The sequence below is a fragment of the Aeromonas sp. 600774 genome, assembly GCF_049175075.1.
Taxonomy (GTDB): domain Bacteria; phylum Pseudomonadota; class Gammaproteobacteria; order Enterobacterales; family Aeromonadaceae; genus Aeromonas; species Aeromonas veronii_A.
In genome coordinates, this window is sequence record NZ_JAAKUJ010000004.1 from 190,442 (window position 1) to 217,350 (window position 26,909).

At 61.2% G+C, this 26,909-nt stretch carries 26 protein-coding genes; 18 read left to right on the forward strand and 8 right to left on the reverse strand.

Translation table 11 applies throughout. From position 1 onward, the window contains the following. The first annotated feature begins 1 nt into the window (after position 1). The 9 genes from G5171_RS06420 (at position 2) to G5171_RS06460 (ending at position 6,176) form a co-directional block, all read left to right on the forward strand. Entirely contained in the window at positions 2-595 is a 594-nt protein-coding gene (locus G5171_RS06420; RefSeq protein ID WP_216979206.1) for a cytochrome c3 family protein, read from the forward strand. A 242-nt stretch (positions 596-837) separates the two neighbouring features. Beyond that, positions 838-1,344 (forward strand): molybdenum cofactor biosynthesis protein B, encoded by a 507-nt coding sequence (gene moaB / locus G5171_RS06425; RefSeq protein ID WP_331378060.1) that lies wholly within the window; start codon positions 838-840, stop codon positions 1,342-1,344. A gap of 9 nt (positions 1,345-1,353) precedes the next feature. Then, positions 1,354-1,878, forward strand: coding sequence for a cyclic pyranopterin monophosphate synthase MoaC (gene moaC, locus G5171_RS06430; protein WP_421250541.1), 525 nt, complete (start codon positions 1,354-1,356; stop codon positions 1,876-1,878). Further along, on the forward strand, positions 1,875-2,120 hold the full coding sequence (gene moaD / locus G5171_RS06435; protein ID WP_005353453.1) for a molybdopterin synthase sulfur carrier subunit: 246 nt from the start codon (positions 1,875-1,877) through the stop codon (positions 2,118-2,120). Before moaC ends, moaD begins: the two co-directional genes overlap by 4 nt. 2 nt (positions 2,121-2,122) lie before the next feature. Further along, the gene (gene moaE / locus G5171_RS06440; protein ID WP_139407100.1) at positions 2,123-2,596 is read left to right on the forward strand and encodes a molybdopterin synthase catalytic subunit MoaE; all 474 of its coding nucleotides are present in this window, start codon (positions 2,123-2,125) and stop codon (positions 2,594-2,596) included. 91 nt (positions 2,597-2,687) lie between these two features. After that, positions 2,688-3,416: a molybdate ABC transporter substrate-binding protein gene (gene modA, locus G5171_RS06445; protein WP_421244097.1), complete on the forward strand. Its 729-nt coding sequence runs from the start codon at positions 2,688-2,690 to the stop codon at positions 3,414-3,416. 111 nt (positions 3,417-3,527) lie between these two features. Further along, the gene (gene modB / locus G5171_RS06450; protein ID WP_005361814.1) at positions 3,528-4,208 is read left to right on the forward strand and encodes a molybdate ABC transporter permease subunit; all 681 of its coding nucleotides are present in this window, start codon (positions 3,528-3,530) and stop codon (positions 4,206-4,208) included. After that, positions 4,205-5,308, forward strand: coding sequence for a molybdenum ABC transporter ATP-binding protein (modC, locus tag G5171_RS06455; RefSeq protein WP_421259972.1), 1,104 nt, complete (start codon positions 4,205-4,207; stop codon positions 5,306-5,308). Before modB ends, modC begins: the two co-directional genes overlap by 4 nt. A 91-nt stretch (positions 5,309-5,399) precedes the next feature. Beyond that, on the forward strand, positions 5,400-6,176 hold the full coding sequence (locus G5171_RS06460) for an alpha/beta fold hydrolase (RefSeq protein WP_421250539.1): 777 nt from the start codon (positions 5,400-5,402) through the stop codon (positions 6,174-6,176). A gap of 71 nt (positions 6,177-6,247) precedes the next feature. Here G5171_RS06460 and moeB read toward each other — a convergent pair whose 3' ends face one another. After that, positions 6,248-7,003 (reverse strand): molybdopterin-synthase adenylyltransferase MoeB, encoded by a 756-nt coding sequence (gene moeB / locus G5171_RS06465; protein ID WP_421250538.1) that lies wholly within the window; start codon positions 7,001-7,003, stop codon positions 6,248-6,250. Beyond that, positions 7,000-8,226, reverse strand: coding sequence for a molybdopterin molybdotransferase MoeA (moeA, locus tag G5171_RS06470; RefSeq protein ID WP_421250537.1), 1,227 nt, complete (start codon positions 8,224-8,226; stop codon positions 7,000-7,002). Before moeA ends, moeB begins: the two co-directional genes overlap by 4 nt. Before the next feature lie 227 nt (positions 8,227-8,453). Here moeA and folE point away from each other — a divergent pair, with 227 nt between their 5' ends. Together folE and G5171_RS06480 are read left to right on the forward strand one after the other, a co-directional pair. Further along, positions 8,454-9,110: a GTP cyclohydrolase I FolE gene (gene folE / locus G5171_RS06475; RefSeq protein WP_421250536.1), complete on the forward strand. Its 657-nt coding sequence runs from the start codon at positions 8,454-8,456 to the stop codon at positions 9,108-9,110. Positions 9,111-9,522: 412 nt separating this feature from the next. Beyond that, complete coding sequence (locus tag G5171_RS06480; RefSeq protein WP_421259973.1) at positions 9,523-11,178, forward strand: methyl-accepting chemotaxis protein; 1,656 nt, start codon at positions 9,523-9,525, stop codon at positions 11,176-11,178. 124 nt (positions 11,179-11,302) lie between these two features. Here G5171_RS06480 and G5171_RS06485 read toward each other — a convergent pair whose 3' ends face one another. Then, positions 11,303-13,033, reverse strand: coding sequence for a formate--tetrahydrofolate ligase (locus G5171_RS06485; RefSeq protein WP_421259974.1), 1,731 nt, complete (start codon positions 13,031-13,033; stop codon positions 11,303-11,305). A gap of 67 nt (positions 13,034-13,100) precedes the next feature. Here G5171_RS06485 and G5171_RS06490 point away from each other — a divergent pair, with 67 nt between their 5' ends. Further along, entirely contained in the window at positions 13,101-13,529 is a 429-nt protein-coding gene (locus G5171_RS06490) for a hypothetical protein (RefSeq protein ID WP_106842653.1), read from the forward strand. A 42-nt stretch (positions 13,530-13,571) separates the two neighbouring features. Here G5171_RS06490 and G5171_RS06495 read toward each other — a convergent pair whose 3' ends face one another. Then, complete coding sequence (locus G5171_RS06495) at positions 13,572-14,474, reverse strand: LysR family transcriptional regulator (RefSeq protein WP_421250533.1); 903 nt, start codon at positions 14,472-14,474, stop codon at positions 13,572-13,574. A 109-nt stretch (positions 14,475-14,583) separates the two neighbouring features. Between G5171_RS06495 and G5171_RS06500 the strand changes: the two genes are divergently transcribed. The 4 genes from G5171_RS06500 to G5171_RS06515 all read left to right on the forward strand — a co-directional run bounded on the left by G5171_RS06500 (position 14,584) and on the right by G5171_RS06515 (position 17,573). After that, positions 14,584-15,144, forward strand: coding sequence for a YceI family protein (locus tag G5171_RS06500; protein ID WP_005334411.1), 561 nt, complete (start codon positions 14,584-14,586; stop codon positions 15,142-15,144). Then, positions 15,144-15,881 (forward strand): hypothetical protein, encoded by a 738-nt coding sequence (locus tag G5171_RS06505; RefSeq protein WP_421250532.1) that lies wholly within the window; start codon positions 15,144-15,146, stop codon positions 15,879-15,881. Before G5171_RS06500 ends, G5171_RS06505 begins: the two co-directional genes overlap by 1 nt. A 182-nt stretch (positions 15,882-16,063) precedes the next feature. Further along, entirely contained in the window at positions 16,064-17,188 is a 1,125-nt protein-coding gene (locus G5171_RS06510) for an adenosylhomocysteinase (RefSeq protein ID WP_421250531.1), read from the forward strand. A gap of 76 nt (positions 17,189-17,264) precedes the next feature. Then, positions 17,265-17,573 carry a SelT/SelW/SelH family protein gene (locus tag G5171_RS06515; protein ID WP_019445942.1) on the forward strand — a complete coding sequence of 103 codons (309 nt, stop codon included), beginning with the start codon at positions 17,265-17,267 and terminating at the stop codon, positions 17,571-17,573. A gap of 114 nt (positions 17,574-17,687) precedes the next feature. On the opposite strand, the gene G5171_RS06520 is transcribed toward G5171_RS06515, so the two are convergent. Next, complete coding sequence (locus G5171_RS06520) at positions 17,688-19,397, reverse strand: lysophospholipid acyltransferase family protein (protein WP_421259975.1); 1,710 nt, start codon at positions 19,395-19,397, stop codon at positions 17,688-17,690. Positions 19,398-19,600: 203 nt separating this feature from the next. After that, positions 19,601-20,824 carry a peptidase T gene (gene pepT, locus G5171_RS06525; RefSeq protein ID WP_421259976.1) on the reverse strand — a complete coding sequence of 408 codons (1,224 nt, stop codon included), beginning with the start codon at positions 20,822-20,824 and terminating at the stop codon, positions 19,601-19,603. Positions 20,825-21,838: 1,014 nt separating this feature from the next. Here pepT and speA point away from each other — a divergent pair. Together speA and G5171_RS06535 are read left to right on the forward strand one after the other, a co-directional pair. Continuing rightward, the gene (speA, locus tag G5171_RS06530; RefSeq protein WP_005344160.1) at positions 21,839-23,740 is read left to right on the forward strand and encodes a biosynthetic arginine decarboxylase; all 1,902 of its coding nucleotides are present in this window, start codon (positions 21,839-21,841) and stop codon (positions 23,738-23,740) included. A 273-nt stretch (positions 23,741-24,013) separates the two neighbouring features. Continuing rightward, positions 24,014-24,202, forward strand: coding sequence for a hypothetical protein (locus G5171_RS06535; RefSeq protein ID WP_005334402.1), 189 nt, complete (start codon positions 24,014-24,016; stop codon positions 24,200-24,202). 62 nt (positions 24,203-24,264) lie between these two features. On the opposite strand, the gene G5171_RS06540 is transcribed toward G5171_RS06535, so the two are convergent. Next, positions 24,265-24,570: a hypothetical protein gene (locus G5171_RS06540; RefSeq protein ID WP_236768505.1), complete on the reverse strand. Its 306-nt coding sequence runs from the start codon at positions 24,568-24,570 to the stop codon at positions 24,265-24,267. Positions 24,571-24,851: 281 nt separating this feature from the next. Then, positions 24,852-26,858: a methyl-accepting chemotaxis protein gene (locus G5171_RS06545; protein ID WP_421250529.1), complete on the reverse strand. Its 2,007-nt coding sequence runs from the start codon at positions 26,856-26,858 to the stop codon at positions 24,852-24,854. Positions 26,859-26,909 lie beyond the last annotated feature (51 nt).

Genomic DNA, 26,909 nt, shown 5'->3' on the forward strand with positions numbered 1-26,909 from the left:
GATGAAATTACCCGGTTTTGTGCAGCGTCTGTGGACCACCTTCAAGTCACCGTCGAAGGCGGCTCTCTGGGTCATTCTGCTGATGGGCTTCTTCGGCGGCGTGATTTTCTGGGGTGGTTTCAACACCGCCATGGAAGCGTCTAATACCGAGGCCTTCTGTACCAGCTGTCACGAGATGAAAGACAATGTGTTCGAGGAGTATCGCGATACCATCCACTACGCCAACCGCTCCGGTGTACGGGCCAGCTGCCCGGATTGCCACGTGCCCCATGAGTGGACCTACAAGATCATCCGCAAGGTGCAGGCTTCTAAGGAGCTGTGGGGCATGATCACCGGAAAGGTGGATACCCGCGAGAAGTTCGAGGCACACCGACGCGAGATGGCGGAGCGGGAGTGGCAGCGGATGAAGGAGAGCGATTCGCGCGAGTGCCGCAACTGCCACAACTTCGAGTACATGGACTTCTCCCTGCAAGGACAGCGTGCCGTCCAGATGCACTCTGCCAACCTCGGCAAGGAGGGGCAGGCTACCTGTATCGATTGTCACAAGGGGATAGCTCACCAGCTGCCCGACATGACCGGGGTGAAAGGGTTCTGATCCTGCGACGACAGGCCGGGTTTGCCCGGCCTGCGTTTTGTTCATATATGGGACAAGCATCAGATTTGTGTGTCTTTTAAATCCCATATCTCGTGAAACCTTTGATAGAATCAGCCCGCCGTCACACGCTTGAGCAAGTTGGTCACCCCTGTCTGCGTCCGTTTTTGCGCCCTGACAGCTGGCCTCTCATACCCCTTCTCTTCCTGCCTCGTTGACGGCCCATAGCCACAAGGAGCTGCCCGATGGGACAGAAAAACAACGTATTTATTCCCCTCAAGATCGCCGTGCTGACGGTTTCCGACAGCCGCACTGCCGCCGATGACAGCTCGGGCGACTATCTGGTCTCGGCCCTTACCGACGCGGGCCATCAGCTGGCCGATCGGGCGCTCTGCCCGGACAACCTGTTTCGCATCCGCGCGCGGGTGAGCGAGTGGATCGCCGATGAGGGGGTGCAGGTGGTACTGATTAACGGCGGTACCGGCTTCAATGAACAGAACCGGGTACCGGAAGCGGTCGGTGTGCTGTTCGAGCGCACCGTACAGGGTTTTGGCGAGATGTTCCGTCAGCTCTCTTTTGCCGAGATTAAAGGCTCCGCCATGCAGAGCCGTGCGCTGGCGGGACTCGCCAATCGCACCCTGATCTGCTGTCTGCCCGGCTCCACCGGCGCCTGCCAGCTGGGTTGGGAGCAACTGATCCGCGATCAGCTCGATGCCCGCACCAAGCCGTGCAACTTTGTCTCCCACCTCTGAGAGCAAACGATGAACCAGACAGATACCAAGCAGACCCAGCCCAACCTGACGCATCTGAACCAGAGCGGCGATGCCCATATGGTGGATGTGACCGACAAGCAGGTAACCGAGCGTGAAGCCCGCGCCGAGGCGTTTGTTGCCATGGCCCCCGAGACGCTGGCGCTGATCCTGAGCGGCCAGCACCACAAGGGTGACGTGTTCGCCACCGCCCGTATCGCCGGCATCATGGCCGCCAAGAAGACCTCCGATCTCATCCCCCTCTGCCATCCGCTGGCCTTGACCAAAGTCGAGGTGGAGATAGTGCCGCTGCCCGAGCAGAATCGGGTGCATATCCGCACTCTCTGCAAGCTCTCCGGCAAGACCGGGGTGGAGATGGAGGCGCTAACCGCCGCGTCGGTAGCGGCGCTGACCATCTACGACATGTGCAAGGCGGTACAAAAGGACATGGTGATCGAACAGGTGCGGCTGGTAGAGAAAAAAGGCGGCAAGTCTGGCCATTTTCAGTTGGGCTCAACGAGCGGGGAACAAGCATGATCAAGGTACTGTTTTTTGCGCAAGTAAGAGAGCTGGTGGCCTGCGACGAGTTGAGCCTGCCGTGCGACTACGCCACCGCCGAACAACTGCGCGCGGCGCTCTGTGAGCGTGGCGACAAGTGGGCGCTGGCGCTGGAAGCCGGCAAGCTCTTGGTCGCGGTCAATCAGACCTTGGTGCCCCTCGATACCCCCATCAATGATGGCGATGAGGTGGCCTTCTTCCCGCCGGTGACCGGAGGTTAAGGATGAGCGAGGCAACCATGACCGATCGCATTATGGTCCAGCGGGAGGATTTCTCGCTGGCGGACGAATATGCCCGTCTCGCCACCCGCCCCGACAGTGGCGCCATCGTCACCTTCGTTGGCAAGGTTCGCGACTTCAATCAGGGGGAGGAGGTGAAGGGGTTGGCCCTCGAGCACTACCCCGGCATGACCGAGAAGGCGCTGGCCGATATCGTGCAGGAGGCCCGTCGCCGCTGGCCGCTGCAGGAGTGTACCCTCATTCATCGTATCGGCGAGTTGTGGCTTGGCGATCAGATCGTGCTGGTGGCGGTGAGCAGTGCCCACCGCGACGCCGCCTTTGATGCCTGTCACTTCATCATGGATTTCTTGAAAACCCGGGCGCCGTTCTGGAAAAAAGAGCTGACCGCCGAGGGTGTGCAACGCTGGGTCGAGGCCAAGGAGAGCGACAACGCCGCCGCTGCCCGCTGGCAAGCCTGACCTACCTGTTCATCACGAGGGGCGCAGGTTCAACGGGAACCACGGCCCCGCCAAGGGGCGCGGATGTGCGGGCCCCATCAGGAGAAAGGGAATGAAACCGCTGTTATCTGTTGTCATCGCCGGCGTCTGCGCCGCCACCTTGCATACTGGTGCCGTGCAGGCCGATGAAGTGAAAGTGGCCGTGGCGGCCAACTTCAAGGGCTCCATAGATCGTATTGGCAAGGAGTTCACCGCCAAGACCGGCCATACCTTGGCCATCTCGTCTGCCGCCACCGGGGTGCTCTACACCCAGATCAGTCACGGCGCACCGTTCGATCTCTTCCTCTCCGCCGATGCGGCGACCCCCGAGAAGCTGGAAAAAGAGGGCAAGGGGAGCGATCGCTTCACCTACGCCATCGGCCAGCTGGGGCTGTGGAAGAAGGGGGGCCCGGCCCCTGACGAAGCGACCCTGCGCAGCTGGAAAGGCAACCTCGCCATCGCCAATGCCCGCACCGCCCCCTATGGTGCGGCCGCCATGGCGACCCTCACCCATCTCAAGATCGATCCCAAGCAGTACCGGTTGCTGACCGGCGCCAACATCGGCCAGACCTGGCAATTTGTCGACACCGGCAATGCTGAACTGGGCTTTGTCGCCTGGGCCAATCTGGTGGAAGCGGGCAAGACTGGCGAAGCCTGGGCAGTGCCTGCGAGCTTCTATCCCCCCATCGAGCAGCAGGGGCTGGTATTGAAGAAAGGCGCCGCGGTCGAGGCTCTGGTCGCCTGGCTCAAGGGGCCGGGTCAGGCGCAGATCAAGGCGGCGGGTTATGCCTTGCCCCAATAAGGGGATGGGCCTGATGCGATACCCTGAGTGGTCGGCCTTCGGGTCGGCCACTCTTTGCAATAAGGATGGATACCATGCCGTTGGGGGCATTTATCAACCGGGAGGTCGGCAATGAGTGAAGGGGATCTGCTGGCGGTCTGGCTCACACTGAAGCTTGCGGCCTGCACCACAGCGATTTTGCTGTTGCTGGCACCGCCGCTGGCCTGGTGGCTGTCGCGCAGTCAGAACCGGCTGCGGCCGCTGGTGGAGGCGCTGGTGGCACTGCCGTTGGTGCTGCCTCCCACGGTACTGGGTTTTTATCTGCTACTCGCCTTCTCCCCCGAATATGGTTTCGGCGCCTGGTGGCGCGACACCTTTGGCGCCCCGCTCGCCTTCAGCTTTCTCGGCCTGCTGTTTGCCTCCATCCTCTATTCGCTGCCGTTTGTGGTGCAGCCGCTCACCTCCGCCTTCGTCAACATGGGTAACAAGGAGCTGGAGGCTGCCGCTACCCTGGGGCTCGGCCCGCTGGAGCGCTTCTTTCACATCATCTTGCCGATGACCCTGCCCAGCTTCGTGATGGCGGCGGCGCTGGGCTTTGCTCACACCCTGGGGGAGTTCGGGGTGGTGCTGATGATTGGCGGCAATATCCCCGGCGAGACCCAGGTGCTTTCGATAGCCCTGTTTGATCATGTGGAGGCGATGGATTACCAGAACGCCCATATTCTGGCGGGCGGCCTGATGGCCTTCTCGCTGGTGATGCTAGTGCTGGTCTACGGGGTGCTGCAGCGCAGACAGCGGAGAGTGTTTGGATGAATCAGCCAGCCACTATTTCTTCGCCAAGCAATGCCTCGTGCAGCCATGTCCTGAACCTCCATGTCCGGCGCGAGTTTGGCCCTTTTACCCTCGACTGCGCACTGACCCTCGAGCTGGGGGGGATCCTCGGCCTGTTCGGCCCCTCCGGCTGCGGCAAGAGCACACTGCTGCGCATCATCGCCGGACTCGATCGCCGAAGTAGGGATCGCTTGCGGTGGCGCGATCGGGAGTATGCTCAACTTCTGCCCGAAGCGCGCCGGATCGGATTGGTGTTTCAGGACTCGCGCCTCTTCCCCCATCTGACGGTGCTTGGCAATCTGCAACTGGCGGCCCGCAAGGGGCGAGGGCGCTGGCAGCCCGAAGCGCTGGCGGTGCGACTCGGTTTTGCCGATCTGCTGGGGCAGCCTGCCCATGCGCTTTCTGGCGGCCAACGCCAGCGGGTAGCATTGGGGCGGGCGCTGCTGGCCGAGCCTGATCTGCTGCTGCTCGATGAGCCTTTCTCGGCGCTCGATCGGCGCAGCCGCATCCATCAGGCCCATGTGCTCAAGGGGTTGCAGCAGGAGAGCGGTATCCCGATGATCTTCGTTAGCCACGCCATGGAGGAGGTGAGCCTGCTCTGCGATCAGCTGGTGCTGCTGGAAGGTGGCAGGGTGGAGGCGCAAGGTCGACCGAGCGAGATCTTCGCCCGTACCGACCTTTCGCTTGCCAGTCGCGACGATGCCGGGGTGATGCTGACGGCGACCCTCTCTCACTACGATAATGACGAGCAGATGGCGACTCTGCAGCTTGGTGAGCAACACTTGCGTGTCACCATGACTCATGTGCCGGACGAGGGGGGGCCCCTGCAGATCAAGGTGGCCGGGCGCGATGTGGTGATCGCCACCGCCCCCATCGAGCACTCCAGCCTTTCCAACTGTCTCGTCACCCGTCTGCTGGCGGTGCGCGAGGTGCGCCCCGGCCAGACCCTGTTGCAGTTGGCGCTGGGTGAGCAGATACTGCTGGCCCGGATCACCAGCCGCTCCGCCAGGCGGCTGGCGCTGGTGCCGGAGCAGCAGATCTACGCTTACATCAAGGCGGTGAGTTTGGTCAGCGAAGGCTGATTGGGCGCCGTGCTGATAACGTGGCAGGATGGCCACGGGCAATATAACAACGAGAGATGGTTCAGGTGATGAGTCGAGAGGCAATGAACTGATGCGCCGCAATCAGGTGATCAAATCCAACGGTCTTGCCCTGCGCAGTGCGGGAGAGGGCCCCTTACTGTTGCTGCTGCACGGGCTGGGCTCCTCCAGCCTCGACTGGCAGGCGCAGATCGAACGGTTTTCCGAACAGTACCGGGTGGTGGCGCTGGACTTGCGCGGCCACGGCCAGAGCATGCAGGAGGGGCCGTTCGATGTGGCGACCCTGGCAGCCGATGTGGTGAACTGGCTCGATGCACAGCAAGAACCCGCCTGGGTGGTGGGATTGTCGCTCGGGGCCATGGTGGCGCTGGAGCTGGCGCTGCAACTGCCCCACAAGGTGCAGGGGCTGGTGCTGGTCAACGGTGTTAGCGAGTTTCTGCTAGAGACCCCCAAAGAGCAGGAGCGTTACGCCCAGCGCCTCAAGTGGCTGCGCTGGTTTGGCATGCGGCCGCTCGCCTGGTGGCTGGGGCGCGAGCTTTTTCCCGGCCCGGAGCTGGCTCAGGTGCGCCACACCTTCCGGCTGCGTTTCGTGCGCAATAAAAAGAAAACCTACAAGGCGCTGCTGGAGGCGCTACCCGGCTGGTCGGTACGCGCCCGGCTCGGCGCCATCTGGCAGCCGGTGGCCATCATCTCCACCAGTCACGACTACCTGCCGCTGGCCAAACGGGTAGAGCAGTTTGCCGCCTTGCCCAACGCCACCATCCACACCCCCAACGGCCACCACGCCTGGCCTGCGGAAGACCCCTCGGGCTTTAATCACCTGTTGCAACGGATCCTCACGACCCATTGAGAAAGGGGTTGTTAGGCGCAGATACCAAAAAGCCGAACCACAGGGTTCGGCTTTTTTTGATCCCGTTTGCGTCAAGGATGGGAACAGACGGGGCAGTCGGGGCGTTTGGGCAGCTTCATCTCGCGGAAGGTGCCGCTCAGGCCATCGATCATCAGCAGGCGGCCGCTGTAGCTTTTGCCCATGCCCGCCAGCAGCTTGATGGCTTCGAGCGCTTGCAGGCTGCCCACCAATCCCACCACGGGGGCGAGCACTCCCGCCTCGACACAGGTGAGGGCCTGCTCGCCAAACAGGGCGCTGAGGCAGGCGTAGCAGGGTTCATCTTCCTGCCAGGTGAAGCTGCACAGCTGACCCTCCAGCCGGATTGCGGCACCACTGACCAGCAGTACCCTGTGCTGGCGCGCCTTTTGGTTGAGCAGGTTGCGAATGGCCAGGTTGTCGGTGCAATCGAGCACCAGCTGATGTCGGGGCAGCTGGGTATCGAGCAGCGCCTCATCGGCCACGGCAGCGTGGGTCTCCACCTTGAGCCAGGGATTGAGGGCGCGCAGCGATTGCGCTGCTGAGTCTACTTTGTCGTGGCCAATTCGCTCATCGTTGTGTAGCACCTGACGCTGCAGGTTAGAGAGCTCCACCTTGTCGAAATCGACCAGGGTGAGCTGGCCAACCCCGGCCACCGCCAGATACTGGCTTGCAGCGCAGCCAAGGCCACCGGCGCCGATCACCAGCACCTTGGCTAGTTTGAGCGCCTCTTGTCCCTCGAAGTCGAAGGATTTGAGGATGATCTGGCGGTTGTAGCGCAGCAGTTCGGCGTCGCAGAGGATCTCGCTCACAGCAGCAATCCTCCGAATGGCTCGACGGTCACCGTCTCGCCCGCGGCAACGCGACCCCGTTCCCGTTCGAGGACGATGTAGCAGTTGGCCCGCGACAGGGAGCTGAACACGGCGGAGTCCTGCGAGCCGGTGCTGCGCACCTCGAGACCGTTTGGCCCCTGGCTCAGCACGCCGCGCTGGAAGTCGAGTCGGCCCGGGCTCTTTTTGAGTGGCTCGGCCGCAATGGCTTGCAGCTGGAGTGGGCGCTCGAACTGCTGGCCTGCGAGCTTGGCCAGCGCCGGTTGCACCAGCTGATCGAAGGTAACCATGGCGGAGACCGGGTTGCCCGGCAGGCCGAAGAACCAGGCGCGGGGCAGGCGGCCGAAGGCAAATGGCTTGCCCGGCTTGATGGCCAGCTTCCAGAAGCCGATCTCGCCGAGCTCGTCCAGCAGCTGTTTGGTGAAGTCCGCTTCCCCTACCGAAACGCCGCCGGTGGTGATCAGCACATCGGCCTCTTCATCAGCGCGGATAAATGCGGCACGCAGCTGGGCGGGATCATCCGGGATGATGCCAAGGTCGAGGCAGTCGCAGCCCAGCCGCGCCAGCATGGCCCGCACGCCGTAGCGGTTGGAGTCGTAGATGTCGCCGTGGGCCAGCGGGGTGCCAACCGGCTTGAGCTCGTCACCTGTGCTGAAAATAGCCACTTTCAGCGGTCGGCGTACCGGCACGGTCGCGATGCCGAGGGAGGCCAGCAGCGGCATCTCGCGCGGGGTAAGGCGGGTGCCAGCTTGCAACACACAGGCCCCCTTGCCGATATCGCTGCCGGCGCGGCGGATATTCTGGCCCGGTTCGGGCTGTGCCAGAAAAGTGATCCGATCGCCGTCGGCCTGCGTTTCTTCCTGCATCACCACTGCATCTGTCCCTGCGGGAACCGGGGCACCGGTCATGATCCGCACGCAGTGGCCGGCGGGCCATTCGCCCTGATAGGGCTGACCGGCAAAGGCTTTGCCCGCCATGATGAGCGGGATGCCGGCGGCGAGATCGGCCAGGCGCACGGCGTAACCGTCCATGGCGGAGTTGTCGAACGGGGGCACGGCGAGGGGAGAGGCGATGTCGCTGGCAAGGATCCGGCCAAGGGCCTCTGGCAGGGGCAGTTGCTCGCTGTCGCAACAGCAGGCCAGTTGCTCCAGCATTCCTTGCAGGGCATCGCTTAACGGCAGTAGTCCGCTGGTATCAAATCCCATCGTCATGACCTCTTGTGATGATTGAAGGCGGGATTATCACAAAAATTGCCGGGGATGGGCAGCGGATGGGGCGGTAAAAGTCGGGCTATGGTCATAAAGTATGATGACGGACGCAAGTTGACTTGAATATTGGCGGCAATGGCCGTTTACTATGCCGCCTTACAATCATCAAGCTTGGGGTGGCCAGCGTGGCGGCCCCGACGTCCCTGAGCATGGGAGAGAAGAGAATGACAACACTGAGTCAGGAAGCCTTGCTGGTCAGGGCGGCCCTCGAGGCCCAGGGACTGGAAACCCCCCTGGTTGCCAACGAGCTGAACAGCCAGCAGAAGCGGGAGAAGATCGAAGGCCATATGCGCTCCATCATGGAGACGCTGGGGCTCGATCTGACCGATGACAGTCTGGCTGAGACGCCGCACCGCATCGCCAAGATGTACGTCAACGAGATTTTCTCCGGACTCGATTACTCCACCTTCCCCAAGGTGACGGTGATCGAGAACAAGATGCAGGTGGACGAGATGATCATGGTGCGGGACATCAGCCTCACCAGCACCTGCGAACACCACTTCGTCACCATCGACGGGATGGCCCATGTGGCCTATATCCCTCGTGGCAAGGTGATTGGCCTGTCGAAGATCAACCGCATCGTGCAGTTCTTCGCTCGCCGTCCCCAGGTGCAGGAGCGGCTGACCCAGCAGATCCTGCTGGCGCTGCAGACCCTGCTCGGCACCAAGGATGTGGCCATCAGCATCAAGGCGACCCACTACTGTGTCAAGGCGCGCGGAGTGATGGACTCCACTTCCTATACCACCACCACCTCCCTCGGCGGGGTGTTCAAGACCCAGCCCGATACCCGGACCGAATTTCTGGGTGGCCTGCGCGGATAAGATGGCGGTTGTTTTGTAACCGCCTTGCTGAATAAACGAGACGCCAGCAGCTATTGCTGGCGTTTTTCATTGGTTCCGGATGAGAGTGGCGGCCTGCAACGGCTTGACCTGCTCGGCTTGCCTTATGCAAACGTTATGCATTTTTTTCGATTTATTCATCTGAGCGGTATATTTAATCGAACACGAAAAAAACCTCGTTTTCACCTTACAAAAAGTAACCGGGCAGACTCTTTCCGAACCATCACAATCCGGTTACTCTAGCGCCCCCTCACGGCTCTCGCTGCCGCTCATGGAATTCAGAGATATTCATCAAGGTTGGATGGTGCGCCACTGAACAGGTGGCCAGATAGTTCATGCCAGGAGGGCGTGAACCGGACGAGTGCTACGAATTTAACGACCACCAGGATATCCCATGAATACCAGTACCATGACCATAGGTAAAAAACTCACCGCCGGCTTTGCCGTGCTCGGTTTGATGGTCGCCTTTATCGGCGGTTTTGCCCTTGTCCAGTTTGGCAATATGAATGATGTTGCCATCCGGTTTACCGACAGTATCTTGCCAGCGGTTAATCGCACCAGTGCGATCGGGGATTCTCTCGGTGAGTTGCGTCGTTATGAGCTGGGTTATTTCGTGGTGGCCGCCGAGCCGCTGAAAAGGGCTGAATATCGGAATATTGCCAGTCAGCAGCTTAACTCGATCGCGCAGCAGCTGATTGCCCATGACAAGACGATCTGGCCTGAGGATGTGGCGGAGCGCCGTACCTTCGATACGGTGAAATCTGACTGGGATCGTTACGTCGCCCTGCACCAGCGAGTCCAACAGCTGCAAGACAGCGATCAGCTTGCCGAAGCCCAACGCATCTTCCTTGAGGAGGGGGTTCCCCTTTACACCGCGCTGAGCAAGTCAGTGGCCTCCCTTATTCAGATTAACCATGGTTATGCCTCTGAATCCCGCAGTGACATTGTCGCCTCTTACCAATCCGCCAACCTGAGCGTCACCATCGCACTGGTGATCGGTTTGATCCTTGTGGTGGTGCTCTCCGTGGTACTGACCCGCCAGATCCGCGACCCGCTGATCATGCTGGCCCGTCAGGCCCAACGTATTGCCAATGGCGATCTGGGTCAGGGCGAACTGCAGCAGTGGATCCGTGACAACCGTTTCAACCGTGATGAACTGGGTCAGCTGGGCTCAGCCATCAACCGGATGCAGGGCTCCCTCTCCGATCTGGTGAGCGAGATCGCCGGCTCCGTGAGCCAACTCAGCAGCGCAGTGGAGGAGGTGAGCGCCATCTCCAGCCAGTCTGCTAGCGGCATGGCCATCCAGCAGAACGAAGTCTCCCAGGTGGCGACCGCCATGAACGAGATGCAGTCCACCGTCAATGAAGTGGCCCGCAACACCACGGATGCCATGAGCGCCGCCAAGGATGCCTCCCGCACCTCCGCTGCCGGCAGCGAAGTGGTACGCAGCTCCATTGCCAGCATCGAAGAGGTGTCGGTCAAGATTGAACAGGCGGGCACAGTAGTGCAGCAGCTGGAGGCCGACAGCGCCAACATCAGCGTGGTGCTGGATGTGATCCGCGATATCGCCGGCCAGACCAACCTGCTGGCCCTTAACGCCGCCATCGAAGCGGCCCGTGCCGGTGAGCAGGGTCGTGGTTTTGCGGTCGTTGCGGATGAAGTGCGTTCATTGGCCCAGCGTACCCAGGACTCGACCGCCGAGATCAGCAAGATGATCGAGCTCTTGCAGAGCCGCGCTGCCGAGGCGGGCAACGCCATGCAGCTGAGTCGTCACCAGATGCAGGAGAGTGTCGGTCTGGCGCGGGATGCCGGTACCAGTATCGAGACCATCAATGGTGCCGTGGTGCGCATCACCGACATGAACACCCTGATCGCCACCGCCACCGAAGAGCAGAATGCGGTGACCGAAGAGCTCAACCGCAGCATCGTCAACATTCACAATGCCGCTGACGAGAATGCCCAGGGTGCCCATCAGATCGCCCAGGCTTGCGTCGAGCTGAGCAAGCTGGCCAACACCCTGCACCATATGACCCAGCGCTTCACCCTCTAAGGGTTGATGCATGGATAACAGAAGGCCCCGCCAATTGGCGGGGCCTTGTTGTTTCTGGCTGGTTTGTTGAGCGTAGGGTCGATTAGCGAAGCGTAATCGGCCGACGCCAGCCCCTCACTGACCTTTAGCTAAGTCCAATGATCTCGCCATCTTCATCAATATCGATATGGCGATAGGCAGGCAGACTGCCCAGCCCCGGCATGGTCATGATGGGGCCCGCCAGCGCATAGACGAACCCGGCACCGGCGCAGAGCTTCACCTCGTCGATGGGCACCTCGAAATCGGTCGGCACTCCCTTGAGAGCAGGGTCATGGCTGATGGAGAGCGGCGTCTTGGCCACGCAGATGGGCAAGTGATCCCACCCTTCGGCGGAGAGCTGGGCCAGCTGCTGGCGGGCTTTGTCGGAGAGCTGCACTCCGCGGCCGCCGTAGCCGCACTCCACCAGGGTCGCCAGTTTGGCGTCGAGGCTCGCCTCGTCGGGGTAGAGCAGTTTCACCTTACCTGGTTGCTCGCAGGCGGTGACCACGGCGCGGGCCAGCTCGCTGGCACCGGCACCACCCTGGGTGAAGGCGTTGGAGATGGCCGCGCCACAGGCACCGGCTTGCTGCGCTTCATGGGCCAGCAGCGCCAGCTCGGCCTCGCTGTCGGTGGGGAAGCGGTTGATGGCGACCACCACCGGCACCCCGTAGCGACGGGCGTTCCGGATATGCCAGGCGAGGTTGGCGCAGCCCTGCTTGAGGGTTGGCAGATCTTCCCCTTGCAGGCTGGCTGGCAGCGGCTGGCCCGGGCGGATATCGAGCAGGCCGCTGTTGGCCTTGAGGCCGCGCACCGTGGCCACCAGTACCACGCAGGCGGGGGTAATGCCGGATTGGCGGCTCTTGATGTTGAAGAACTTCTCAAGCCCCATGTCGGAGCCAAAACCTGCCTCGGTCACCACATAGTCGGTCAGGCCAAGGGCGATACGATCGGCGATCACCGAGGAGTTGCCGTGGGCGATGTTGGCAAAGGGGCCGGCGTGCACCAGCACCGGCGTCTGCTCTGTGGTCTGCATCAGGGTCGGTTGCAGCGCATCTTTGAGCAGCACCGTCATGGCGCCCGCTACTTCCAGCTGTTCGGCGGTAATGGGCTTGCCGTGAATATCGCGGGCCAGCTGGATGCGGCCGATGCGCTGGCGCAGGTCTTTCAGATCGCTCGCCAGAGCCAGAATGGCCATCAGCTCGGAGGCGGCGGTGATGACAAAGCGATCGCTGCGCTCCACACCATCGGCAGCGCCCCCCTGTCCAATCGTGAGGTGGCGCAGGGCGCGGTCATTCATGTCGAGGGTGCGCGGCCAGAGGATGTTATCGGCATCGATATCGAGCCGCGGCAGGCCGGTTTTGGCGGTGAACTCGGCACCCAGTTTCTGTTCGTGGAACAGGCGGGCATCGAGGGCAGCTGCCGCCAGATTGTGAGCCGCCGTCAGAGCGTGAAAATCGCCGGTAAGGTGGAGGTTCATCTCCTCCATCGGCACCACCTGAGCGTGGCCGCCACCGGCAGCGCCCCCCTTGACCCCGAATACCGGGCCGAGGCTCGGCTGGCGGATAGTGGCGATGCTGGGCTGGCCGATATGGTTGAGCCCCATGGAGAGGCCGAGGGTGGTCACCGTCTTCCCTTCACCGAGCGGGGTGGGGGTGATGGCGCTCACCAGTACCAGCTTGCCGCGCTGTTTTGGCTGAGACGTGAGCAGGTCGAGGCTGAGCTTGCCTTTGTAGTGGCCATGAGGGCTGAGCTGGTGCTGGGGGATGGCGAGGTGTTCGGCCAGCGCGTGGATTGAGAGACGGGGGGACTGGCGGGAGATCTCGATATCGCTTAGCATCAGCACCTCGTTGGCATATCGGGGTAAAATATGCGGCGCAGTCTAGTGGAATATAACGGGTAATCCAATGACGAAAACGATTTTATTTGGTGAAGGTGAGGTTCGTCAGAATCCTGTTCGGCTGGATCTCAACGCACTCTATCATCCCCCCAAGCAGCCGATGACGGCGCTGGGGATTGTCAGCGCGCTGGTGCCGTTGTTCGGTTTCGGCTGGCAGGCGATGACCCAGGACCCCGAAACCCAGCTGCGCCACGAGATCCGCAAACGGGTCAACAAGCACAAGACCGACGAGGCAAACCTCATTTTGATCCTGCAGCTGGCCGCCATGTTTGACTGCCCCGAGATTGAAGTGGCGCTCCCCTATGCCCTCAGTGAGCCGCAGTTGTCGGTGATCCGCACCCGTCTGCCACGCTGGCAGTTAAGCCTCGAGCAGGAGCGTCTGCTAGCCAAGCTCACCCCTGTTGCTGCATCCACCACCGCACCCGACCAGCGTTAGGTTTCAAGCTGGACCAGCAGGCCGTACCCTCTGCTCTGGCCATCAGGTCGGCACATCCCACTGTTGCGGGGCGAGATAGCGCTCCTGCACGAACTCGATAAAGCAGCGCACCTTGGCCGAGACGAAGCGGCGGTGCGGATAGACCGCATAAAGTCCCACCTCTCCCTTGTCCCACTCCGGCAGCAGGCTGACCAGCTGCCCTGACCGCAGGGCCTCCCCTACGATAAAGGTGGGCTGCAATATGATGCCCTGATCATCACAAGCGGCGCGGGTCAGCGCCACCCCGTTGTTGGCCCGCAGCGGCCCCTGTGGCCGGATGCTCTGCTGCTCGTTTCCCCGTTTGAAGTGCCACTCCGGCTGGGTCAGGGTGTAGATCAGACAGTCGTGCTGCTTGAGATCCTCGGGTTTTTCCGGTCTGCCCTTGTGTGCCAGGTAGGCGGGACTGGCGCAAAGCTCGACCCGAATGGTGGCAAGCTGGCGCGCCACCAGCGAGGAGTCGCTGAGGTGGCCGATCCGCAGCGCCAGATCGAATCCCTCTTCCACCAGCGCTACCCGCCGGTCACTGTACTCGATATCGAGCTTGAGATCGGGAAAGCGCTGGCGAAACAGCGGCAGGGCGGGGGAGAGGTGCAGATAGCCAAAATCCATCGGCACCGAGAGCTTGAGTGTGCCGTTGGGCTGCTGGTTGTGGTGAGTCAGCTGGCTGTGGGTCTCTTCCAGCTCCGCCAGCAGGGCGAGGGAGCGCTGGTAGTAAAATTGGCCCGCCTCGGTGGGATTGACCTGGCGGGTAGTGCGCGACAGCAGCCGGGTGGCGAGGGACTCCTCCAGCTGCTGCATCAGTTTGGAGGCCATGGCGACCGAGATGCCGAGCTGGTTGGCAGCCTTGGTAAAGCTCTGGCACTCCACCACCTTGATAAAGGTGCGCATGGCGGCGATCTGGTCCATTTTCCATCCTCAGTAAATAATGAATTTAATAAATCACTGATTATTCATCTTCAGAACGAGGTTAGCATTTTAACCACTGATGTGAACCCCAAGATGAAGGAACGAACGGATGAAAATGACCAAGGCTCTGCTGGCCTCCTGCCTGTTTATGGCGACCCCTCTGATGGCGGCGGATTACGATGTGGATGCGGCGCACACCACAGTGCAGTTCAAGGTGGGTCACCTGGGCTTCTCCGAGCTGGTGGGTCGCTTCAACACCTTCAGCGGCACCTTCAGCATGGATGACGCCAACCCGGCGGCGGCCAAGGCGAGCTTTGAAGTGGATGCCGCCAGCGTCGACTCCAATCACGAGGCCCGCGACAAGCACCTGCGCAGCCCTGACTTCCTCGACGTGAAGCAGTATCCCAAGATGACCTTCGTCAGCTCCGCTTACGAGGGCACCAAGGATAAAGGCGTGCTGAAAGGGACCCTGACCCTGCACGGCGTCTCCAAGGAAGTGGCCTTCGATCTGGTCAAGATCGGTGAGGGCAAGGATCCCTGGGGCGGCTACCGCAGCGGTTTCAACGCCTCCACCACCATCAAGCGCAGTGACTTTGGCGTGAGCTACATGCTGCCCGGCATTCCGGACGAGATGAACATCAACCTGTTTGTCGAAGGCGTGCGCAAGTAATGGGCGCGGAACTTCTGCTGCAAACCCTGGCGGCTCCTCTGGGAGCCGCTTTGCTATCGTGGCGCTGGCCGCGACTGGGTTATCTGTGGGGCGCGCTGGCGCTCTGGCTGGTGGGATCCTGGCTCGGTGGCCTCTATGGCATGCCGGAAAAGGCGTGGCAGTGGCTGCCGCTGACCCTGCTGGTGCCCGCCATTGCGGCTCAGGTGAACGATCTGCGCGGCTCGCTGCTGCTCTTTGGGGTGTTCAGTGCGTTGGTGTGGTGGCAGGGATTGGCCTCGGTACTGGCGAGCGAACCCGGGATCTGGCTGGCGCTACTGCCCGCCATCCTCTGGTTTGGTTGGAGCACCTTGCGCTGTGACAGCCGCGAAGGGCTCGGGTTTGCCCTCGGCTTTATCTGGCTGGCGCTGGTGATCGGCATCGATGGCAGCCTGCTGATTGCCCAGCTGGCCGGTGCGCTGGCCGCTTTCGCCGGTTTTCGCGCCCTGCTTGCCACCTTTGTTGGCATCAAGGTAGCACCCGCCGGTCTGGCGCTGGCCCTCGCCTTGGTCCAGATGCTCGCCTGGCAATATGTGGAGGTGCCGCTGGCGGTGTTGCTACCGGTCTGGCTGTTGCCGCTGCTGGAGTGGTTTTTGCGTGACAAGTCCTTGCCTGTGCGCTGGGGGGGGATACTCCTGCTCGCCGCTTCGGGAACCGGACTCAGCCTCTGGACGGTGTGGCCAGAAGCTTCGTTGTACTGATTTTTGCATGAAAAACAGTCGATTACGGTCATTTTTGCTTACCCGCTCATACTCTTGACAGATAATGATTGAGCCCCCTATGTGTTTCAGATAAAAAGGATTTTCATTTTATTTGGACACACACAGAACCCGGCCGCGCCGGGTTCTGTTTGCCTGCTTTGCGGCACATAAGGAGGCCACAGTTGCGCAGTCAAGGATCTGAGCATCTGTTTTTTCGCCATTTCACCGGACAGGGACGTATCGACGGTCTCTGCATTCTGCTGGTCACTCACCTGCTTCCCGATCGCCCCCGTTTTATCGATGCCCTCGGTCAGATTGGGCGGATTGGCGCGATTTTACCCAAACCGAAATCGGTACACGGACCTACCTTCGAGTGGGTATCCCAGCACTATCCGGTGCTGCCCCTTAACCGGCACTGGACCAATGATCCCGACAGTCTCATCCAGCAAATTGCACCGCTGGTGGCCCCCCACGAGCGGTTGCTGATCCTCGACATAGGCGGTTACTTTGCCAAAACCCAGGTGATCTTGAGTGAATACTTCGGCCCCCGTTTCCTCGGGGTGGTGGAGATGACCGAGAACGGCCATCAACGCTATGAGCAGGAGGTGCTGGCTACCCCGGTTGTGTCGGTGGCGCGCAGCCCCCTCAAGCAGGCCGAGGATATCCAGATTGGTTTGAGCGTGGTCTACTCCGCGGAGTCGCTGGCTCGCACCCTCAATCGCACCTTCAACGTCTGCGAAGCCGTGCTCTTTGGCTATGGCAAGGTGGGGCGCAGCATCGCCCGCGACCTGCGCTGTCGCAACCTCCATCTCGGGCTGGTGGAGACCGATGTGCTGCGACAGGTCGAAGCGCTCTCTCACGGTTTTCGCCTGATCACCAAGGCCGAGGCGTTGAGCCGTGCCGAGCTGGTGATCTGCTCTACCGGCAACGGCTCGCTGGACTTGGCGGATCTGCAAGCGCTGCGCCCCGGCACCATGGTCGCTTCGGTCACCTCGGCTGACGACGAGTTCGCCTTCTCGCTGGCCCAGTTGCCGTGGCCGAGCGAAGAGGTGTGCCCCCATGTGCTGGCCCTCAACCGGCCGGATGGTACCCAGATCTACCTGCTCAACCGGGGCGAGGCGGTTAACTTCGTCCATGGCGCCGTGATTGGTGAATATGTCTATCTGGTGCTGGCGGAGATCATGGAAGGGATCCGGATGCTGGCGGCAGGCCCTCTTGCACCCGGCCTGTTCGAGCTGCCAGAATCGGCGATGCGTACCATTGCCCGCCATTGGCTGGCCGATTTTCATGGGGTTGAACAGCACTGATTTGACCAAACCGGGATCGGCTATTGGGCAGCGGTACGCCACTTCCCGCCATTGTCGCTTTTTTATGGAGTCACTCATGACCGAGTCTGAAACCCTGATCAGCAAACCCCGCATCGAAATCCGCTACTGCACCCTCTGTCGCTGGATGCTGCGCGCCGCCTGGCTGGCGCAGGAGCTGCTATCCACCTTTGACAGCGATCTGGGGGAGGTGGCGCTGGTGCCGGCCAGCAAGGGGGAGTTTCGCATTCTGGTGGGCGGGGTGCAGGTGTGGGATCGGGTGGTCGATGACGGCTTCCCCGAGGCCAAGGAGATCAAACAGCGGGTGCGTGACGTCATCGCTCCGGAGCGGGATCTCGGCCACTCGGATCGCAAGGCGGCCGAGTAACGCCAGATGGGCCGAGCGCCTCGAAAAGGTGCTGAGCATGAGAGCTAAAGGAGAGGGAGGCCATGGCCTCTCTCTCCTTTTTTGCCTTTGGCTGTTTGCCTGGCGCCTGCAGGGTTATAAGCGCGGCTCGGCCAGATGACTGCCGATATAGCGGGCCCGCTTGTGGGACTTGATGCGGCTCACATCGACCCACACCAGCCCGTCGATGCAGTGGTTGAAGTCGGGGTCGATACCAAAGTCCATAAATTGCACCCCGCCCGGCTCGCACAGCTCGGAGTACTGCTTGTAGAGGGTGGGGATGGCGCAGCCCAGATTGTCGAGACGGGCCTTGAGTGCTTTGAGATCGGCGCCGTAATCCACCCCTTCGAACAGAGGCTGCGTCTCGGGGTAGGGACGGCGGGAGGGGGCCAGCGCAAGCTCGGGGGCAAAGTGCTGGCGGTAGAAGCTCACCAGCAGATCCTTGGCCGCCGGCGGCAGGCTGCCGGAGAGCGACACCGGGCCAAACAGGTAGCGGTAGCGGGGATAGCGGGCCAGATAGGCACCGATGCCGAACCAGAGATAATCGAGCCCCCGCTTGCCCCAGTAGGCGGGCTGGATAAAGCTGCGGCCAAGCTCGATGGCCTGCTCCAGCCGGGGCAGCAGCTTATCCTCAAAGCCGAACAGGGTGTGGCTGTAGAGGCCATCCTTCCCCTTGCTGGCCAGCAGCTCGGCCACCGGGGCGAACCGGTAGGCACCGATAATATCGAGCCGGGCCGGATCCCAGAGGATCAGGTGGTGATAGTCGTTGTCAAAGCCATCGAGATCCCGCCGCTTGCCGGATCCTTCCCCCACTGCGCGAAAGGCGATCTCCCGCAGTCGCCCCAGCTCGCGCAGGATCACCGAGTGACTCAGTTCATGGCGGCGGTAGAGGTAGATCCTCTGACCATCCGGGGTGGTGCCGAGCTGTTCGCAGCTTTCGATGGCCTGTTTGAGCTGGCGGCGATCCTCCGGCAGGGCGATGGGAGCCTCGGTCTGCAGCCGTCCCGCCTTGCCACGGCCAATCCGGTAGAGGTGGTTGCGCACCAGCCGCGCCGCCGTCTTGGCGGGCAGCTCCTGAAAACTGTCGAGCGGAATGCGCGCTCCTATGGTCACCGGCAGGGTCTGCCCCTGCTGGCGAAACAGCTGGCGCACCAGCAATAGGGCGGAGGCGGGCTTGTTGAGCCAGGAGGCGAGATAGAACCAGAGGCTGTTGCGCCCTCCCAGATGGATGGGCACCAGCGGGGTGCGGGTGCGCTGGGCCAGTTTGATAAAGCCTGCCTGCCAGGGGCCATCTTTTACCCCCTTGAGGCCAAGCCGAGATACTTCGCCTGCGGGGAAGATCACCAGTGCCCCTTCATGGGCGAGGTGTTCGTTCATGGCGAGGATGGCCTGTCGATCGGTCTTGCCCTCCATATTGTCCACCGGCAATAGCAAAGGGCGCAGCGGCGCGAGCTGGGCCAGCAGCTGGTTGGCGACGATCTTCACATCGGGGCGGATGCGACCGAGCAGTTGCAGCAGCGCCAGTCCATCCAGCGAGCCGATGGGGTGGTTGGCAACAAGAATGACCCGGCCGCTGGCGGGAATATGCTCCAGTTGCGCCTCGCTGACCCGATAGTCGAAATCGAGCTGGGTCAGCGCCTGCTCGACAAAGTCGAGGCCGCGCAGGTGCGGGTAGCGGGTGGCAAAGTCGGCAAAGGCACGTTCGTTGAGCAGCCAGCCCAACAGCCGCTTTAACAGCGGGGTGAGCAGGGGGTAGCCAAGCAGGCGGGGGAAGTGCTGAGTCAGCAGGGTATCGATAGTGAACATCTGGGGGGCTCCGGCGATCCGTTGCTCCCAGCATGATGTGACACTGTTCCCGCGACATGTCAGCGGGATGACAGTTTGATGGCAGCGGCAGCCAGTTGCTCCTGAGCGACCCTCCCCCGGTTTCCCTTTGTTGATGGGTGATGGCCAGATAGCAAGGGGGGAGCCAGTTAACCGGCTCCCCCCTTGGTTGTCATGGTAATCGATTAACCGCGCCAGGCTGCGGTGAGGCGCACCAGCTCCACCAGGGTGGCGACCGCTTTTTCCATGGATTGCAGCGGGATGAACTCGTGCTTGCCGTGGAAGTTGTGACCACCGGTGAAGAGGTTGGGGCAGGGCAGACCCATAAAGGAGAGGCGGGCGCCATCGGTACCGCCACGAATGGGCTTGATTTTCGGCACCACGTCGGCGGCCTCCATGGCGGCCTTGGCCAGCTCGACGATATGCATGTGCGGCTCTATTTGGCTGCGCATGTTGCGATAGCTGTCGGTCAGGGTCAGCTCGATGCGGGCTTTCGGATACTCGGCCTGCAGGGCGGCCACCCGGCTCTGCATCTCGGCCTTGCGCGCGGCGAAGTGCTCGTCGTCGAAGTCACGGATGATGTAGTGGAGGGTGCTCTCCTCCACGGTGCCGCTCATCTGGGCCAGATGGAAGAAGCCCTCATACCCTTCGGTGCACTCCGGGGTCTGCTCGGCAGGCATGGCGGCGTGGAAGCGGGCGGCCAGGGTCTGGCTGTTGATCATGCTCCCCTTGGCAGTGCCGGGGTGGACGTTGTTGCCGATAAAACGCACCGTAGCGCTGGCGGCGTTGAAGTTTTCATACTCCAGCTCGCCCAGCTCGCCGCCATCCACGGTATAGGCCCACTTGGCCGGGAATCTCTCCAGCGGGAACAGGTTGGCGCCGCGGCCAATCTCTTCATCCGGGGTAAAGCCGACCCAGATATCGCCGCGGTGGATCTCGGGGTGCGCCTGCAGGTGGTCGATGGCGCTGAGGATCTCGGCGATACCCGCCTTGTCGTCGGCGCCGAGAAGGGTAGTGCCGTCGGTGGTGATGAGATCCTGACCCAGGTAGTTTTTCAGGAACCGGTAGTCACGGATGGCGAGCACCTCGTCACCCTTGCCAAGGCAGATATCGCCGCCCTGATAGTTTTCGATGATTTGCGGTACTACGTGTTCCGCCTCGTAGTCGGCGGTATCCATGTGGGCAATCAGGCCGATGGCGGGGGCGTCCGGCTGGTTGCCTGGCAGGCAGCCGGTGAGGTAGCCGTGCTCATCCAGGGTGACCCGGGTCAGCCCCAGCGCCTTCATCTCTTCTTGCAGGGCACGGGCAAAGATCAGCTGGCCTTCGCTGCTCGGGCAGGCTGGATTGGTCTCATCGGAGCGGGTATGAAAAGTTACGTAACGCAGAAAACGCTCAAGCAGGGTATCCATTAGTCAGCCTCTAACCGATTGTGAGCGGCCATTGTGGCCAATCCGTGCGGGGCACTCATTGCGTCAGCGCAGGTTTTTCCCATTTTTTGACGCAAGGGGAGAGCGGGTGAGGTGCGGCGTGCGACGCAACGTCCGGGAGGGAGATCGCATAAATGTGGCATTTATTGCGATATTTAGGCGCTGGCGGTGGCGGCCAAATTCCCCTCAGCCACCGCACAGCAAGGCGTCAGCCCATTTATGGCGTTTTCACACACTTTTCAAGGGGAAACCGGGCTGTCGCATAACCTGCGCCATCCCAGAGCCCGCCTGCCCGCCAGCAAGATTTGATCGACTCATTAAAAGGGGATTTTGAACACTATTTTTTATTGTCACTGCCCGCGGTAAGTGTGTACACTCCGCGCCGATCCAAGGGCAACCCTGAAGCAGGCAGAGCCGCCAGAAACCCGACCGATCATACGCCTATAGGGCGAGGCACGCAGAAACGACAGACACTGCTGGGGAATGGTTTCTTTAATACCGGTTAGGCTCCGGTATCAGGGAGAACAACAGACTCTCATCCTTCATTTGACCGAGTGGGCCACCGGCTCATCATCTTCCCTTGTCATGGGCGGTCACTGACGGTGAGGTGGGCTGTGGTTGTTGTCGTCTATCAACACGCATGCGTGCTGGCGCCTTCGCTTCTCTTCCTTGGAACCCTCTCCTTCTGTCGGGATCGCTGCCGAATGATGAACTGACGGCGTGGCTGATGTCGTCGGTCATCAAAGTACCGCGGCGCTACGGCATAGTGGCACCGCATACCGTTGAGCTTGATGTAAAGCCACCAGCCCCACATCAAGACTCGTTACTTCCCCAAGATCCACCAGGCAGCCTCTGGCTTGCCGCGATGTGCAAAGCGCTGGTTTGGGTGGCTGCGTCTCGTGATGGCAGCGCTCGCCGTACTCTGCACTAGATGGTCTGGATGTGATTGAGGGTAACGAAGGCGACTTTGGGTCGCTCATTTGCGAGGCATAGCCCATGACTAACTGGTCCAGCAAGGACTCCTTGAAGGTCTACAACGTTCCCTACTGGGGGGCGGGTTTTTTCAATATCAATGACGCCGGTCATGTGACCGTTGCCCCCGACAAATCACGCCCTGACGCGCATATTGTGCTCTCTGACGCCATCGAACAGTTGCGTCAGTCCGGGCTGACCACCCCCGTGTTGCTGCGCTTCCCTGACATTCTCAAGAGTCGGGTCGATGCGCTGTTCAACGCCTTTGGTCAGGCCATCGAGAAGTCTGGCTATGAAGGGGACTACCTCTGCGTTTACCCGATCAAGGTAAACCAGCAGCGTCGTGTCATCGAGACCATCAGCCAGTCCTACAGCGACAAGCCCCGGCTTGGCCTGGAAGCTGGTTCCAAACCGGAACTGCTGGCCGTGCTGTCCCATCACCATGAGCAAGGCTCGGTGATCGTCTGCAACGGTTACAAAGACCGCGAATATATCCGCCACGCCCTCTTGGGCAACCTGATGGGCCACAAGGTCTACATCGTGGTGGAGAAGCCCTCCGAGCTGGAGATGGTGCTGGACGAGTCAGCTCGTCTCAACATCAAGCCCAACATCGGGGTGCGTGCCAAGCTCGCTTCCACCGGCTCCGGCATGTGGGAATCGAGCGGCGGCTCCATGTCCAAATTTGGTCTCTCCGCCTCCCAGATCCTGGCGCTGATCGAGCGTCTGCGCGGGCTGGGCAAGCTGGATTGCCTGCAACTGCTGCACTTCCATCTGGGCTCCCAGATCGCCAATATCCGCGACATTCAGGGCGGCATCCGCGAGTGCGGCCGTTTCTATGCTGAACTGCGTCGCCTCGGTGCCAACATCGAAGTCGTGGACGTCGGTGGCGGTCTGGGGGTGGACTACGAGGGAACCCGTTCCCAGAGCCACTGCTCCGCCAACTACAGCCTCTCCGAGTACGCCAACAACGTGGTATGGGGCATCGGCGATGTCTGCCGCGAGTTCGATCTGCCGCACCCGACCATCATCAGCGAGTCTGGCCGTGCCCTGACCGCCCACCACGCCGTGCTGGTCACCAATATCATTGGTGCCGAAGGGGTGGAGATGAACGACATCAGCGCGCCGGACGAAGATGCACCGACCATTCTGCAAAACATGTGGAAAGGCTGGCTGGATCTGCGTAGTGAAGATCCCTCCCTGCTGGAGATCTTCCATGACTCGGTGGCTGATCTGGGTGACGTGAATACCCAGTACACCATGGGCCTCTTGAACCTTGAACAGCGTGCCTGGGCCGAGATGCTGCACCAGAACACCTGTCTGGCACTCAAAGAGATGCTCAATCCGGTCAACCGCAACCACCGTGCGCTGGCTGACGAGCTGAGTGAAAAGCTGGCGGACAAGTGCTTTGCCAACTTCTCTCTGTTCCAGTCCCTGCCGGATGCCTGGGGTATCGGTCAGGTATTCCCGGTGATGCCGCTGGCTGGTCTCGATCGTCCGCTTAGCCGTCGCGGCATCCTGATGGATATCACCTGTGACTCCGACGGTCAGGTCGAACACTACGTCGACGGTCTGGGGGTCGAGAGCACCCTGCCGATGCCGGTCTACGGCGAGAACGAAGAGTGCCACGTCGGCTTCTTCCTGGTCGGTGCCTATCAGGAGATCCTTGGGGATTTGCACAACCTGTTCGGTGATACCCACTGCGCGGAAGTATGGCTGGACGAAGAGGGCAAGATGGACATTCGCAACGTGGTGCGCGGCGACACTGTCGATCAGCTGCTGCGTTACGTCAACATCGACCCGTCCGTGATCCGCGAAAACTACCAGCGGATCGCCGCTCACCCGGCGCTGGACGATGCCACTCGCAAAGCCCTGCTCGACGAGCTGGAGCTGGGCCTGCAAGGCTACGCCTATCTGGAAGACGAATAAGCCTTTTGGCTTGCCCCTCGCTTTGGCGGGGAGATGAAAAAACGGTGCCTGCGGGCGCCGTTTTTGTTACCGGGGGCCATCCGGCGATATGACGGGGCGCTCGGTCCATCTTCATTTGGATAACCTATGATGGCTCGGGGCATCCGCAAGCCACAGATCTGGCAGATATCTGCCCCTTTCAGCCGCTTCCATTGATCTGCATCAAGCGTGAACCTCGGTGGTTATTTTACGGTCAGGAGTGATGTTGATGGGATGTAACAAAAGGATGTGCATATGGAACTGAAAAGGGACCCGAGATGCTATACCGACGTCTGTATCGACGGTAAGTGGTATCACTACGACCACTGCAGCACCAATGTCTACATGCTGATGGGAGGCGCCGCGCCGAGCCTTCAGCTGGCCTATGAGCCGAGCAGCGAAGAGGAGCTAATCGAGATGCTCCAGCAGCTGGGGCGCTTCTGACTCACCGAATTGATGTCTTGCCATATGGCCATCGGGCACGTTGCCACGATGGCCACGACTCTTCACCGCTGTGCCTTATCTCGACGGGTTTTATTGCCTAATAGCCCCTTGCCAATCTCCAGCATGGCGACGGCTGCGGCATAGGTGCTATCGGACTTGCCTATCTCATCGGCCACATAGAGGAAGTTGGAGCGATACTTCTCCACCGCCTCGCGCGGGTTAGCTGCGTCGATAAAATCCTCTTCCACCTCGAACCCCTGCGTCAGCAGCACCGCTTTCTCGGGCAGGAAGGTGGGGGAGGCCATGTCGATAAAAGTGTACTGCTGCCGGTTGGAGGCCGGGATAGAGAAAAACTGGTACTTCGCCATTTGCGATACCTCGCCTGAACGGTTGTGTCGTGATGCGAGCTTCCTCTCGCCGAACTCTTGTCGAACTGCCTATCGGGCGTCGAACTGATCCCCGGGCCTGTGGCTGGCAAAAAGGTAACGTTCGAATCTTGTTGTGGCTGAAGATTACTCCGCTTTATCCTCATCGCACAATGGTTAGTCGATACTTTTTTCGCCAAGAAAAACAATGCTGCCTGATCGTCTGAATTTGCAAAAAACCAGCCCCGGTAGGGGCTGGCGATGGAGTGGGGGCGGGCGCTGGCTCAGAGCACGAAGCTCTGTACCATGGCGCGCAGCTGTTCGGTGAGCTGGTGGATCTGGCGGGCTGCATCGCGGGCGGCGTTGGCTACTTGCAGCGCCTCGTCGCTGCCATCCGAGATGCGCACCACGTTGCGTTCGATCTCGTTTACCACCGCACCCTGCTGCTCGATGGCGCTGGCGATGATGGCGTTGGTATCGACCATCCGATCCACCTTCTCGGTGATGGCACCGAAGGCCTGTTTTGCCTCCTGCGCCAGCCCGACCCCCTCCTGCGCTTCATGGCTGGCCGCCGACATGGCGGTGACCGAGGCGCGTGCGCCGGATTGCAGTTGTTCAATCATCTGCTGGATCTCGACGGTAGCCCCCTGGGTGCGGTTGGCAAGAGAGCGCACCTCGTCGGCCACCACCGCAAAGCCGCGACCCTGCTCACCGGCTCGGGCCGCTTCGATGGCCGCGTTGAGGGCCAGCAGGTTGGTCTGTTCGGCGATGCCGCGGATCACGCTGATGACGCCGCCAATCTGGCTGCACTGCTGCTCCAGCTGGCCGATGGTATCGGCGGTGCGCAGCACCTCGCGGTTGATATGGTCGATGGCCTTGATGGTGCGCTCCACCACATCCTCGCCCTGACCGACCACGTTCTGCGCCTCCTGGGTCATGCGGGCGGCTTGCAGGGCGTTGCCCGCCATGTCCTGTGAGGTGGCGGCCAGCTCCTTGATGGCGGTGGCGACCTGATGGGTCTCTCCTTGCTGATCAGCAATCACCTCCTGTGAGCGGCAGGTACGCGCTTCGATCTCGGTGGCGCTCTCCACCACGGTGACGCCATTTTCCCGCACTCGCAGCATCAGGGTGCGCAGGGTCTCCAGCGTCACGTTGTAATCGTGGCTGATGGCGGCCAGTTCGTCCTGACCGACGATCTCGATATGCTGGCTGAGATCTTGGGCGTTGACCCGGGCGGCAATATCACGCACCCGCCCTACGGTTTCGCGCAGGGAGAGATAGGCGCCGATCATCAGGTAGAGGTAGAGCAGCAAGCTGACGGTCAGCGGCGCGGTGACCCACCAGAAGTGGCGCTGGTTGGCGGCCAGCCGCTGATGCAGGTCGGCCTCCAGCCGCTGGCGTACCTGGCCTGCCAACGCGCTGATAGCCTCGTCCATCTTATCCCCCAGTGCCTGTACCTCCTTGGTGGAGAGCTGCACCAGCTGATCCTTCATCATCTTGTTTTCCATGGTCTCGACCCCCTGACGCACCAGCTGTATCAGAGCATCAGTTTGCTGACCCAGCTCGGCGCGGTATGCCGGTTCGATCTGGTAGAGCAGGGTCAGATCGGCCTCCAGCTCCTGCAGGGTGGCGTTGATGAGGTCGAGACGAAAACGCAGGCCGCTGTAGCCCTCTGCCTGAAACAGGCCGAAATCGGCGATGGTGGCGGCGCGATCCCGCACCTGGGCCAGCAAGTCGCGCAGCTGCGGCAACCGTTCGCTGGCGAGGATTACCATGTAGTAGGTACCGAGCGACGGATCCTGGATCAGGCTGCTGCTGGCGGTGATGTGCTTGTAGAGATGGCGTACTTCGGTCAGCAGCTTGTCGTGGCGCAGGTTGCTCTGCTCCACCTCCAGCTTGCCCGCTTTACTCTGCAGGGCAGTCCAGCCCTGCTGGATCACCTCAAAGGAGGGGGTGTTCTGGCGGGTGTCGGCAAAGGCTTGCAGGCTCTGATCAACTGTTTGTGCGGCCGCCTTGACCTGATCGTCACCGACCGGATCCACCTCATAGGCGTGACGGGTCACCAGGTTTCGATGGGTTAGCAGGGCTTGCTCGATAGCGGGTACAGGGGCTAGATTGACCACTCCCGCCAGCTCGCGGTTGGCCTGCGCGTTGTCATCCTGCAGCCGCCCCAGCAGATTGGTCATGCTGTAGGCCAGTGGCAGCAGCATCAGGCAGGACCAGAGCAGGAATTTGTATTTGAAGGAGAGCTGATTGCCCAGCTTGATGGCCGGGTTGAAAATCCATTTCATATGAGGCCTCGATAACCGATAAGACGGGTGCATGCGGTGATGCCTGAATAT

What these genes read in the sequence shown, in the direction of transcription:
- G5171_RS06420 (WP_216979206.1), top strand. Translation starts at nt 2, where the DNA reads ATGAAATTACCCGGTTTTGTGCAGCGTCTGTGGACCACCTTCAAGTCA.
- moaB (WP_331378060.1), top strand. Translation starts at nt 838, where the DNA reads ATGGGACAGAAAAACAACGTATTTATTCCCCTCAAGATCGCCGTGCTG.
- moaC (WP_421250541.1), top strand. Translation starts at nt 1,354, where the DNA reads ATGAACCAGACAGATACCAAGCAGACCCAGCCCAACCTGACGCATCTG.
- moaD (WP_005353453.1), top strand. Translation starts at nt 1,875, where the DNA reads ATGATCAAGGTACTGTTTTTTGCGCAAGTAAGAGAGCTGGTGGCCTGC.
- moaE (WP_139407100.1), top strand. Translation starts at nt 2,123, where the DNA reads ATGAGCGAGGCAACCATGACCGATCGCATTATGGTCCAGCGGGAGGAT.
- modA (WP_421244097.1), top strand. Translation starts at nt 2,688, where the DNA reads ATGAAACCGCTGTTATCTGTTGTCATCGCCGGCGTCTGCGCCGCCACC.
- modB (WP_005361814.1), top strand. Translation starts at nt 3,528, where the DNA reads ATGAGTGAAGGGGATCTGCTGGCGGTCTGGCTCACACTGAAGCTTGCG.
- modC (WP_421259972.1), top strand. Translation starts at nt 4,205, where the DNA reads ATGAATCAGCCAGCCACTATTTCTTCGCCAAGCAATGCCTCGTGCAGC.
- G5171_RS06460 (WP_421250539.1), top strand. Translation starts at nt 5,400, where the DNA reads ATGCGCCGCAATCAGGTGATCAAATCCAACGGTCTTGCCCTGCGCAGT.
- moeA (WP_421250537.1), bottom strand. Translation starts at nt 8,226, where the DNA reads ATGGGATTTGATACCAGCGGACTACTGCCGTTAAGCGATGCCCTGCAA.
- folE (WP_421250536.1), top strand. Translation starts at nt 8,454, where the DNA reads ATGACAACACTGAGTCAGGAAGCCTTGCTGGTCAGGGCGGCCCTCGAG.
- G5171_RS06480 (WP_421259973.1), top strand. Translation starts at nt 9,523, where the DNA reads ATGAATACCAGTACCATGACCATAGGTAAAAAACTCACCGCCGGCTTT.
- G5171_RS06485 (WP_421259974.1), bottom strand. Translation starts at nt 13,033, where the DNA reads ATGCTAAGCGATATCGAGATCTCCCGCCAGTCCCCCCGTCTCTCAATC.
- G5171_RS06490 (WP_106842653.1), top strand. Translation starts at nt 13,101, where the DNA reads ATGACGAAAACGATTTTATTTGGTGAAGGTGAGGTTCGTCAGAATCCT.
- G5171_RS06495 (WP_421250533.1), bottom strand. Translation starts at nt 14,474, where the DNA reads ATGGACCAGATCGCCGCCATGCGCACCTTTATCAAGGTGGTGGAGTGC.
- G5171_RS06500 (WP_005334411.1), top strand. Translation starts at nt 14,584, where the DNA reads ATGAAAATGACCAAGGCTCTGCTGGCCTCCTGCCTGTTTATGGCGACC.
- G5171_RS06505 (WP_421250532.1), top strand. Translation starts at nt 15,144, where the DNA reads ATGGGCGCGGAACTTCTGCTGCAAACCCTGGCGGCTCCTCTGGGAGCC.
- G5171_RS06515 (WP_019445942.1), top strand. Translation starts at nt 17,265, where the DNA reads ATGACCGAGTCTGAAACCCTGATCAGCAAACCCCGCATCGAAATCCGC.
- G5171_RS06520 (WP_421259975.1), bottom strand. Translation starts at nt 19,397, where the DNA reads ATGTTCACTATCGATACCCTGCTGACTCAGCACTTCCCCCGCCTGCTT.
- pepT (WP_421259976.1), bottom strand. Translation starts at nt 20,824, where the DNA reads ATGGATACCCTGCTTGAGCGTTTTCTGCGTTACGTAACTTTTCATACC.
- speA (WP_005344160.1), top strand. Translation starts at nt 21,839, where the DNA reads ATGACTAACTGGTCCAGCAAGGACTCCTTGAAGGTCTACAACGTTCCC.
- G5171_RS06535 (WP_005334402.1), top strand. Translation starts at nt 24,014, where the DNA reads ATGGAACTGAAAAGGGACCCGAGATGCTATACCGACGTCTGTATCGAC.
- G5171_RS06540 (WP_236768505.1), bottom strand. Translation starts at nt 24,570, where the DNA reads ATGGCGAAGTACCAGTTTTTCTCTATCCCGGCCTCCAACCGGCAGCAG.
- G5171_RS06545 (WP_421250529.1), bottom strand. Translation starts at nt 26,858, where the DNA reads ATGAAATGGATTTTCAACCCGGCCATCAAGCTGGGCAATCAGCTCTCC.